Annotated in this window: 9 protein-coding genes; 8 read left to right on the top strand and 1 reads right to left on the bottom strand. The window is 65.4% G+C overall.

The genetic code is table 11. From position 1 onward, the window contains the following. Positions 1-57: 57 nt before the first annotated feature. On the bottom strand, positions 58-384 hold the full coding sequence (gene clpS, locus B0E46_RS10550) for an ATP-dependent Clp protease adapter ClpS (protein ID WP_139350502.1): 327 nt from the start codon (positions 382-384) through the stop codon (positions 58-60). A 119-nt stretch (positions 385-503) separates the two neighbouring features. On the opposite strand from clpS, the gene B0E46_RS10545 reads away from it, so the two are divergent. The 8 genes from B0E46_RS10545 (at position 504) to B0E46_RS10510 (ending at position 11,144) form a co-directional block, all read left to right on the top strand. Continuing rightward, positions 504-989, top strand: coding sequence for an NUDIX hydrolase (locus B0E46_RS10545; protein WP_077555734.1), 486 nt, complete (start codon positions 504-506; stop codon positions 987-989). Further along, positions 986-2,134: a tRNA 2-thiouridine(34) synthase MnmA gene (gene mnmA, locus B0E46_RS10540; protein ID WP_077555733.1), complete on the top strand. Its 1,149-nt coding sequence runs from the start codon at positions 986-988 to the stop codon at positions 2,132-2,134. The genes B0E46_RS10545 and mnmA overlap by 4 nt, the downstream gene beginning before the upstream one ends. A 10-nt stretch (positions 2,135-2,144) precedes the next feature. Beyond that, a complete protein-coding gene (hflD, locus tag B0E46_RS10535) occupies positions 2,145-2,768 on the top strand; it encodes a high frequency lysogenization protein HflD (protein ID WP_077555732.1) in 624 nt (207 codons plus the stop codon). Positions 2,769-2,849: 81 nt separating this feature from the next. Then, on the top strand, positions 2,850-3,515 hold the full coding sequence (locus B0E46_RS10530; protein ID WP_077555731.1) for a response regulator transcription factor: 666 nt from the start codon (positions 2,850-2,852) through the stop codon (positions 3,513-3,515). 24 nt (positions 3,516-3,539) lie between these two features. Further along, entirely contained in the window at positions 3,540-4,931 is a 1,392-nt protein-coding gene (locus B0E46_RS10525; RefSeq protein ID WP_077555730.1) for an ATP-binding protein, read from the top strand. Positions 4,932-5,220: 289 nt separating this feature from the next. Continuing rightward, complete coding sequence (locus tag B0E46_RS10520) at positions 5,221-8,457, top strand: efflux RND transporter permease subunit (RefSeq protein ID WP_077555729.1); 3,237 nt, start codon at positions 5,221-5,223, stop codon at positions 8,455-8,457. Further along, positions 8,447-9,640: an efflux RND transporter periplasmic adaptor subunit gene (locus B0E46_RS10515; protein WP_077555728.1), complete on the top strand. Its 1,194-nt coding sequence runs from the start codon at positions 8,447-8,449 to the stop codon at positions 9,638-9,640. The genes B0E46_RS10520 and B0E46_RS10515 overlap by 11 nt, the downstream gene beginning before the upstream one ends. Before the next feature lie 4 nt (positions 9,641-9,644). Beyond that, positions 9,645-11,144 carry an efflux transporter outer membrane subunit gene (locus tag B0E46_RS10510; protein ID WP_077555727.1) on the top strand — a complete coding sequence of 500 codons (1,500 nt, stop codon included), beginning with the start codon at positions 9,645-9,647 and terminating at the stop codon, positions 11,142-11,144. The last annotated feature ends 179 nt before the right edge of the window (positions 11,145-11,323 follow it).

Raw genomic sequence — 11,323 nt, 5'->3', positions numbered from 1 at the left:
CTCCGCTTGCAATGTTGAGCGGCCTTCAGCGCCGCGATGAGCACGAAATGGGGTCGCTCAGAGCTTTTCCATAGTGCACAACAAAGGGTGCTGATGGGAGCGTGAATACTCGTTCACATGGGTCACCTTGGTCTCGGCCACCTCCCGGGTAAACACACCGCACACGCCCCGGCCACGGGTATGCACGTGCAGCATCACCTGTACCGCCTGCTCCTGGTCCAGATTGAAGAAACTGCGCAGCACCTCGACCACGAAATCCATCGGGGTGAAGTCGTCATTCAGCAGCAGCACCTGAAACAGCGGTGGTCGTGCCACTTCAGGCTTGGCGGTCTCCAGCGCCAGTCCGCGGCCGCTGTCGTGCTCATGTTCGGATTCGTGGGCCATGGTTTCTTGGGTAATCGAGCTCTGGTACGAAGTATACGCCGCCGTGGATGCACGGCCGCAGCGATGCACCGGCAGAGGTAATGGCACAATGTGTGTTTTTCCAGTGCCCGGTCGCATCCATGTCCGATTCCGTCTGCCCCGCCGAGGTCTGGCGCCCGCACGTCACCGTCGCCTGCGTGGTGGCTGACGGCGACCGCTATCTGATGGTGGAAGAGGCAGTGAACGGCCGGCTCGCCTACAACCAGCCGGCCGGTCATCTGGATGATGGCGAAAGCCTTGCGACGGCGGCCTTGCGCGAAACGCTGGAGGAAACCGGCTGGACGGTCGAGTTGCAGCACCTGATCGGCGTGCACCAGTGGCGCAGCACCGAGCATGGCGATGCGGTGGTGCGTTTCAGCTTCGCCGCCCGCGCGCTCAGCCACGACCCGGATCGTCCGCTGGACACCGACATTCGCCGCGCGCTGTGGCTTACCCGTGCCGAGATCGCTGCGCTGGGCGATCGCCTGCGCAGCCCGATGGTGCTGCTGAGCATCGACGCCTGGCTGGCCGGCCAGCGACTGCCGCTGGACACGCTGAACTGGCTGCCGGAAGGTGGCCCGACGTGAAGGTGATGCTTGGCGTCTCCGGCGGCGTCGACTCCTCGGTCGCCGCACTGCTGCTGCAACAGGCCGGCTACACGGTCGAAGGCCTGTTCATGCAGAACTGGGAAGAGGACGACCGTGCCGGCCCGTGCAGCGCCGACGCCGACCGCAAGGACGCCGTGGCCGTGTGCGGCCGACTCGGCATCCCGTTCCACGCCCGCAACTTCGCCGCGGCCTACTGGGACGGCGTGTTCGAGCATTTCCTCGCCGAGTACCGTGCCGGGCGCACGCCCAACCCCGACGTGCTGTGCAACCGCGAGATCAAGTTCAAGACCTTCCTGGACGAAGCCCGTGCACTGGGCGCCGACAAGATCGCCACCGGTCACTACGCCCGCGTCGATTGCCACGAAGGTCGTTACCGCCTGCTGCGCGCGGTCGATGCGGCAAAAGACCAGAGTTATTTCCTGCATGCGCTGGGTCAGCAGCAACTTGCCGCTACCTTGTTTCCGCTGGGAGAAATCGAGAAGCCGCGCGTACGCGAGCTCGCTCGCGAGGCAGCACTCCCGACGCATGCAAAAAAGGATTCCACCGGCATCTGCTTCATCGGCGAGCGCGATTTCCGCAGCTTCCTCGCCCAGTACATTCCGGCCCGCGCCGGCGAGATGCGCACGCCCGACGGCGAACTGATCGGCGAGCACCAGGGCGTGATGTATTACACCCTGGGCCAGCGCAACGGACTGGGCATCGGCGGTCGCCACGGTGCCGGCGGCGAGGCGTGGTACGTGGTCGGCAAGGATGTGCCGGCGAACGTGCTGTACGTGGCCCAGGGCGGCGAGAACCGCTGGCTGTACTCGCAGCGGCTGCACACGGAAACGCCGACCTGGGTCGCCGGCAGCGCGCCGGCAGCGGCATTTCGCTGCACGGCCAAGACCCGCTATCGCCAGCCCGATCAGGCCTGCAGCGTCAGCGTGCTGCAGGACGGATTGGAAGTCCGCTTCGATGAACCGCAGCGTGCCGTCACCCCGGGACAATCCGTGGTCCTTTACGATGACGACATCTGTCTCGGCGGCGCCGTGATCGCCGCCACCGATGCGCCGTACGGCGGCTTGCTGCCGGCGTTCGCTCCCGCCGCCTCATTCACCGCAAGAGAATCGCAATCCCGTGCTTGAAACCTTTTCCATGAATGAAGAGCGTGTGCTTGCCCTCGCCGGCCTGTACCAGGCCTGTGCGCTGGCGCAGCAGCTGGCCAACGAAGGGCGCTGCGACGAAGGCGCGATGGAAGCCGGCATTGCCAGCGTGTTCCGCATCGACGCCCCATCGGTGGTCGGCGTCTACGGCAATATCTCCAATGTGCGGATCGGCCTGCGCAACCTGATCGGACAGCTCGACGAAAGCGAACCGAACATGTCGGTGACGCGCATGGTGGTGACCGTGATGAGGCTGGAGCGCAGCCTGTCGGGCCGGCCGGAACTGCTCGACAAGCTGCAGCAGGGCATCCTCGCCGCACAGCGGCAGGTCGAGCATTTCGGCCGGGATTCGGCGCAGGTCACCAGCCGGCTGGCCGAGCTGTATGCCTCCACCCTGTCCACGCTGAAGCCACGGGTGATGGTCAGCGGCAATCCGCAGCAGCTGCAACAGTCCAGCGTGGTGGAAAAGGTGCGCAGCAACCTGCTGGCCGCGGTGCGTTCGGCGGTTTTGTGGCGACAGGTCGGCGGTCGCCAGTGGCAGCTGCTGCTGTACCGGCGCCAGTGCAGCATGCTGGCGCGCGGCCTGCTGACCGGGGCGACCCTGGACAACCGCTGACTTAAAGGTAACGACAAGCTTGGTTGTCCAGAATGTGCCCGGATGGTTTCACTTGAAGACCCTGGCTCGCAGGTAACCGACGTGCACATACTGCTGGTGGAAGACGACAACCAGTTGGGCGAGGCGATCAGGCATGCCCTGGTGCAGCAGTCCTATGCCGTGACCTGGTTGCGTGATGGCAAGGAGGCTGCGCGCGCGCTGCGCGACCCCACAGCGGACCTGGTGTTGCTCGATCTCGGCCTGCCGGGCATGGATGGCATGGACGTGCTGCTCGAGGCACGCCGCGACGGCGTGAAGACGCCGATCCTGATCATGACTGCACGGGATGCGCTGGAAACCCGCATCCGCGGCCTGGACCTCGGCGCCGACGACTATCTGGTCAAACCCTTCCATGTCGGTGAACTGGTGGCACGCATCCGTTCACTCACCCGCCGGGTCCGCGGTATGGCCGACAACCTGATCGAGGCCGGCGGCCTGCGCCTGAACCTGGCCACCGCCGAAGTGGAGTTCCGCGGCAACCAGGTCAGCCTGACCCGCCGCGAATTCTCGCTGCTGCAGGCCTTGATGGAACGTGCCGGCCACATCGTGCGCCGCGAGGCGCTGGAAAACTCGGTCTACGGACTGGATACCGTGGTGGAGCGCAACGCGATCGAGGTGCAGGTGCACTGGCTGCGCCGCAAGCTGTGCCCCGAAGCGATCCGCACCGTGCGCGGCATCGGCTACATGATTCCGCGCGAAGCCAAATGAGCAGGCCCGAATGAGCAGGCCCGAATGAAAACGGCAAGCCTGCGCACGCGGCTGACCTGGCTGATCATTGCCGTGCAGATCGGAGTGCTGATCCCGCTCGGCGTGCTGAGCTACCAGCGCGAGCTGCGCGAGATGGACCAGTTGCTCGACGGGCGGCTGGCACAGGCCGGACGCACGGTGGGTGCATTGCTTGCGCAGGCACCGGCCTCCCTCGCAACCGACTCACCGGATGCCGCGTTGCCGGCCGAGGCGCTGCGCGGTGCGGTGCTGGTGCGCGTGCACAAGCACAACTACGAACCGGAAGTCGGCTTCCAGGCGTATACCGCACGCGGCAAGCTGCTTGCGGCCACGTCCAATTTTTCAGAATTGGCGGCACCCTTGGCCGAGGAACGCGGGTTCCGCGATATCGATCTGCAGGACCAGACGTGGCGCACGTTCACCCTGCAGAACCAGGCCGGGCTGGTGATACGCATCGGCGAGCGCTATGACAACCGCCGCGAGATCACCCGTGCCCTGGTCATGGAACACAGCCTGCCGTTGTTCATCGGCCTGCCACTGCTCGCGCTGCTGGCAAGTCTGGCCGTCAAGCGCGGCCTGCGCCCGCTGGCCCTGCTTGCCGAGCAACTGGGAATGCGCACCCCCGGAAGCCGTCAGCCGATCGCGGTCGAACACACGCCGCGCGAGATCACTCCGCTCGTCGTCACCCTGAACCAGCAGCTGGGCCGGCTGGAAGACACCATCGAGCGCGAGCACCGGTTCGCCAGCGATGTGGCGCACGAGCTGCGCACGCCGCTGACGGCCACGATGATCCATCTGGAAAGCGCACAGCTCGCCGATGACCCGCGCGAGATCGAGTTCACCCTGCAGAGTGCGCAGCAGAGCCTCGCGCGGCTGGCGCGACGGGTCGAACAGATCCTCGCGCTCGCGCGGCTGGAAGCAGGCGCAGCTTCGCAGCAGCGGGTGCGCCTCGACCTGGTCAGCCTTGCCACCGAAGTGATCGAGGAGCTGGCCCCGGTGATCGCCGACAAGGACATTGCACTCAGCCTCAACCACGACATGGACGCATTGTGGGTCCAGGGGCACGAGGCCGCACTGACCTCGATGTTCCGCAACCTGATCGAGAACGCCCTGCGCTACACCCAGCAGGCGGGCCGGGTCGAGGTTTCGATCGAGCAGCACGGCAACCAGGTGACCATCAGCATCTGCGACGATGGCCCGGGCATCCCGGCCGAGCGCAGGGACGTCGTTTTCGAGCGGTTCCATCGTGCCGCTGAGACCGAATCCCGCGGCTATGGCCTTGGACTGAGCATCGTCCAGCGCGCGGTGGAACTGCACGACGCCCGCATCGAGCTGCTCGCCTCTCCTTACGGCCAGGGCCTGCAGGTGCGCATACATATGCTTGCCGCCTCGGCCTGAGCGCCGGTTTCCTGCGCCGAAACCGAATGCCGGATGACTGCCGCCATGGCGGTGGAACGCGCAAAAGGTTCCCACAAGACTCGCTTGCGATGATGCATCTGTCAGATGGCACTCATCTCTTGCCGCATGCCCCACGGTCATCACCATGAAACATCAACGGCCAATGAATCCGCGCAGTCGATCCTGACCGCGCCCGTCATTCCCTGAATCACCACAACGATCGGCGGAGTGCGGCCAGCGCATCGCTGTGCGGCTGTGCCCGTCACGCCGAAGCTGCAGGAAGTTCACCATGCTTGGTCTCATTCGCCTGGCGCTGTCACGGCCTTATACGTTCATCGTGCTGGCGCTGGCCATCCTGATCGCGGGACCGCTCGCGGCCCTGCGCACGCCGACGGACATCTTCCCGAACATCGGCATCCCGGTGATCAGCGTGGTGTGGACCTACAAGGGCATGCCGCCGGACCAGATGTCTGGCCGCATCATCTACTACTACGAGCGCACGCTGACCACCTCGGTCAACAACATCGAGCACATCGAGTCGCAGTCGCTGCCCGGCGCCGGCGTGGTGAAGATCTTCTTCCAGCCCGGCACCGACATCCGCACCGCCACCGCGCAGGTCACCTCGATCTCGCAGACGGTGGTGAAGCAGATGCCGCCCGGCATCACGCCGCCATTGATCCTCAACTACAACGCCTCGACCGTACCGGTGCTGCAGATGGCCCTGTCGAGCAAGGCGCTGTCCGAATCGAAGATCCGCGACATCGCGCAGAACGACGTGCGCACCACGCTGACCTCGGTGGACGGCGTGGCGATCCCCACGCCCTATGGCGGCAAGCAGCGCCAGATCACGCTCGATCTCGATCCGCAGGCGCTCGACGCCAAGGGGCTGTCGGCGCAGGACGTCGCCAATGCGCTGGCGTCGCAGAACCAGATCATCCCGGTCGGCACCGCCAAGATCGGCACCTACGAATACAACGTCAAGCTCAACAACAGCCCGGAGGCGTTCGCCGCGCTGAACAACCTGCCGATCAAGACGGTCAACGGCGCCACCATCACCATCGGCCAGGTCGCCCACGTGCGCGACGGCTCGCCGCCGCAGAACAACGTGGTACGCGTGGACGGCAAGCGCGCGGTGCTGATGCCGATCCTGAAGACCGGCGACGCATCCACGCTGGCCGTGGTCGCCGGCGTCAAGAAGCTGATGCCGCTGATCGAAGAGACGATGCCGCCGTCGCTGAAGATCTCGATGCTCAACGACCAGTCGGTGTTCGTGAGATCGGCAATCGCCTCGGTCGCGCGCGAAGGCATCATCGCGGCGCTGCTGACCTCGGTGATGATCCTGATCTTCCTCGGCAGCTGGCGCTCCACCGTCATCATCGCGGTGTCGATTCCGCTGGCGATCCTGTCATCGATCGCCCTGTTGTCAGTCACCGGCCAGACCCTCAACGTGATGACGCTGGGCGGACTGGCGCTGGCCGTGGGCATCCTGGTCGACGATGCGACGGTGACCATCGAGAACATCAACTGGCACCTCGAACAGGGCAAGGACGTGCGCACGGCGATCATGGACGGCGCCAGGCAGATCGTCACGCCCGCGTTCGTCTCGCTGCTGTGCATCTGCATCGTGTTCGTGCCGATGTTCATGCTCGACGGCATCGCCGGCTTCCTGTTCCGGCCGATGGCGCTGGCGGTGATCTTCGCGATGGCCTCGTCGTTCGTGCTGTCGCGCACGCTGGTGCCGACCCTGGCGATGTATCTGCTGAAGCCGCACGTCACCGAGAAAGGCCTCGGCGACCATCCGGAAGACGGCTACATCAACCATCACGAGGGCGACCAGCATCATGCCCATCGCAACCTGCTCGTGCGCAAGGCGATTGTGTTCCAGCTGAAATTCGAGCACCGCTTCACCCGGATTCGCGACGCCTACTACGCGATGCTCGGCGTGGCGCTGACCCATCGCCGCAACTTCATCCTGGGCTTCCTCGGCTTCGTGCTGATCTCGTTCGCGCTGGTGCCGTTTCTCGGACGCGACTTTTTCCCCGCCGTCGATACCGGCTCGATCGCCCTGCACGTGCGCGCGCCGATGGGCACCCGGGTGGAGGAAACCGCCGCGGAGTTCGATCATATCGAGGCAGCCATCCGCCGGATCATTCCGGCCAACCAGCTCGACTCGGTGATCGACAACATCGGCCTGCCGCTGAGCAGCGTCAACCTGGTCTACAGCAATACCGGTACCATCGGGCCGCAGGACGGCGACATCCAGATCGAATTGAAGGAAGGCCACGGGCCGACCGCGGATTACGTGAAGGCGTTGCGCGAGCAGTTGCCCAAGGCATTCCCCGGCACCGAGTTCGCCTTCCTGCCGGCCGACATGACCAGCCAGATCCTGAATTTCGGTGCGCCCGCGCCGCTGGACGTGTCGATCACCGGCCGCAACAGCGCCGAGAACGAAGCGTATGCAACCCAGATCATGAAGCGCCTGCGTGCCGTTCCAGGCATTGCCGACGTGCGCCTGCAGCAGAGCACCAGCTATCCGCAGTTCGACGTGCAGGTGAATCGCACCCGCGCCGACGCCCTGGGCATCACCGAACGCGATGTCACCAACAGCATGGTCGCCTCGCTGGCCGGCAGCGGCCAGGTGGCACCCGCGTTCTGGCTGAACCCGAAGAATGGCGTCTCTTATGCCATCGTCGCGGCCACCCCGCAATACAAGATGGACTCGATGGCCGACCTGGCGCGGCTGCCGGTGACCTCGTCCAGCAACAAGGGCAGCCAGATGCTGGGCGGCATCGCCAGCTTCACCCGCGAACCCAGCGCGGCGGTGGTCTCGCACTACAACATCCTGCCCTCGTTCGACATCTACGCTTCGGTGCAGGACCGCGATCTCGGTGCAGTCGCCCATGACGTGAACAAGGTGCTGGCCGAGTTCGCCTCGACCCGACCCAAGGGCACGATGATCACCTTGCGCGGCCAGGTCGGCACCATGAACGAGGCCTTCGGCGGCCTGCTGTTCGGCCTGCTCGGCGCGGTGGTGATGATCTACCTGCTGATCGTGGTCAACTTCCAGTCGTGGCTGGATCCGTTCGTGATCATCACCGCGCTGCCTGCCGCGCTGGCCGGCATCGTGTGGATGCTGTTCGTCACCCATACCACGCTGTCGGTGCCGGCGCTGACCGGCGCGATCATGTGCATGGGCGTGGCCACCGCCAACTCGATCCTGGTGGTGAGCTTCTGTCGCGAGCGGCTGGCCGAACATGGCGATTCGATCAAGGCTGCATTGGAAGCCGGCTTCACCCGCTTCCGCCCGGTCTGCATGACCGCGCTGGCGATGATCATCGGCATGCTGCCGATGGCGCTCAGTCATGAACAGAACTCGCCGCTCGGCGTGGCCGTGATCGGCGGCCTGCTGTTCGCCACCTTCGCCACCCTGCTGTTCGTGCCGGTGATCTTCAGCATCGTCCACGGCAAGGAACAACGCGTCGCATCCATGACGCCCCTGCTCGGAGAAAATACCCATGTCGCATAAAGCCAACGAGCCGGCACAGCAACCGCCGCGCCTGCGGCTCGCCATCGCGATCACGCTGGCGGCAGCGGTCGTGGCCACGGCGGTCGGGCTGGCCGTGCGCGCACACGACTATCGCCAGCTGGTGACCTGGACGGATGCGCAGGAACTGCCCACCGTGCAACTGGTCGTGCCGCTGACTTCGGCGGATGCGCATCACATGACCCTGCCCGGCCACATCGAGGCATGGATCAGCGCCCCGATCCACGCGCGCGTCAGCGGCTACCTGAAAAGCTGGAGCAAGGACATCGGCAGCACGGTGAATGCCGGCGACACCCTCGGCGTCATCGACACGCCCGAGCTGGACCAGCAATACGACCAGGCCAAGGCCGTGCTGGTGCGCGCCAAAGCGGACGAGCACCTGGCCCAGGTCACCAGCCAGCGCTGGCAGCACCTGCTGACCTCCAACTCCGTCTCCAAGCAGGAGGCCGATGAAAAGAGCGGCGAGGCCGCGGTGGCGGCGGCCAACGTGCTGTCCGCCCAGGCGGACCTGGACCGGCTGGCGGCGCTGGAATCGTTCAAGCACATCACCGCGCCCTTCAGCGGCACCGTCACCAGCCGCAGTACCGACATCGGCGACCTGATCTCGGCGACCAGCGAAAGCAGTCCGGCGCTGTTCACCGTGGCCGACACCAGCAAGATGCGCCTGTACGTGCGCATCCCGCAAAGCTACGCGTCCTCGATCAAGCCGGGCATGACGGTCGACCTGAGCGTGCTCGAACATCCCGGTGTGACCTACAAGGCCACGTTGATCGGCTCGTCGGCTTCGGTCAATCAGGCCTCGGGTTCGCTGCTGGCGCAATTCGAGGCGCCCAACCCGAACGGCGCGCTGCTGCCCGGTGACTATGCGGAAGTGAATCTGCCGGTATCCGTGAATACGCACCTGATCACCGTGCCGGCGACGGTGCTGATCTTCCGTGCCGCCGGCCCGCAAATCGCCGTGTTGGGCGCAGGCAACCGCGTGCAACTGCGCGACGTGCATATCGGCATGGACCTGGGTGACACGCTGGAAATCGATCACGGCCTGCAACCGGGCGACCGCATCATCGACCATCCGCCGGATTCGCTGGCGCAGGGCGACCAGGTGCGCCTCGCCACGACGACCGCGCTGACCGACGCTCCACATGCGCAACCCAAGCGGGGTTGACCTGATGCCTGTCCGCACCGGAAACCTCACCCCCTCGTTCGGCTGGTCAACGCTTCGCCGCCATTTCCTTGCCGGCTGCGTGGTGACCGCGCTGGCTGGCTGCTCGCTGGCCCCGACCTATCAACGGCCTGCGCTCGACATTCCAACGGGCTACAAGGAAGCCGGCGGGCTGTGGACCGTCGCTGCCCCGGCCGATACGCAGACGCGCGGCGACTGGTGGCAGGTCTTCAACGACACCACGCTGGATGGCCTGGAACGGCGTCTCGACGCCAGCAATCCGTCGTTGTCGGTGGCGCTGGCGCGCTATGACATGGCACATGCCTACGAGGGTGAAGTCGGCTCGCAACTGTTTCCGCATCTGGGCGTGGGGGCCAGTCCGACCAATAATCGCCAGTCGAACAACCGACCCTTGCGCGGCAATGGGCAACCTGACGAGTACGACGCCAACACCGCCCAGTTTTCCGCGGACTACGAGTTCGATTTCTGGGGCCGCGTGCGCAACGAGGTCGCCGCAGGCAAGGCGCAGGCGCAGGCCGCCGATGCCGACCTGGCGTCGGCCAGGCTCAGCCTGCAGTCGCAACTCGCCGATCTGTACATCCTGCTGCGCGGCTATGACATCCAGGCGCACATCCTCGACAACTCGCTGGATGCCTACCGCAAGGGATTGACCATGACCGAAAACCGCATGGCCGGCGGCATCGCCTCGGGACTCTCGGTATCGCGCGCCAGGAACCAGTTGTCGGACGCCATGGCGCAGGCCGCCGAGGTGACGGCGCAGCGTGCGCTCACCGAACATGCCATCGCCACCCTGATCGGCGTACCGGCATCGAGCTTCTCGCTGCCGGCCTCCGATATCCAGATCGGACTGCCGACGATTCCAGCGGGCATTCCATCCACCTTGCTCGAGCGGCGCCCGGATATCGCTGCCGCCGAACGACGCACGTTTGCGGCCAATGCCGATATCGGCGTCGCCCGCGCCGCGTTCTATCCCAGCTTCAGCCTGTCGGCCCTGTTCGGCTGGCAGAACACCGGCAATGGCAGCCTGCTGACCGCCGGCAACCGGATGTGGGCACTGGGTCCTATCGGTGCGCTGAGCATTTTCGATGGTGGCCTGCGGCATGCGAAGGAGCGCGAGGCCAGGGCCGCGTTCGATGAAGCCGCCGGGCAGTACCGCGTCACCGTGCTCAATGCCTTCCAGCAGGTGGAAGACAACCTCTCGCTGCTGACCAACCTCAGCCGCGAAGCGCACGACGAGGACGATGCCGCGGCGGCCGCCAAGGAAGCGGCGCAGATCGCCACCAACCGCTACAGCGAAGGCGTGGTGAACTATCTCGACGTGGTCACCGCGCAAACCAGCTACCTGCAGGCCAAGCGCAATGCCGAGCAGGTGCGTACGCGTCGCCTGCAAGCCAGCGTGAACCTGATCCGTGCACTGGGTGGCGGCTGGAGCAACACAACCACGGGAAAGCCGCCGGAGGGTGATCCGGTGGCCGCGGCGCGTTGAACGCCGGGCGGATCCGACGCACTCCATCCGCCCGATCTCGTCATGCCTGCAAAACGGCATGCGCCAATTCCAGAAAAGCAAACGGCGGGCTGTGCCCGCCGTTTTCCGTCCTTGGGTCGAACTCCCTTGCGATAACTCTTGATAAGTTCAGTCTCGATGGTTCCAGCTTGCCATGCCGC

Origin of the sequence: Rhodanobacter sp. B04 (assembly GCF_002001125.1) — a bacterium.
Taxonomy (GTDB): Bacteria; Pseudomonadota; Gammaproteobacteria; order Xanthomonadales; family Rhodanobacteraceae; genus Rhodanobacter.
Note: the sequence above shows the minus strand (reverse complement) of the source record. Positions and strands in the feature narration are given on the sequence as shown.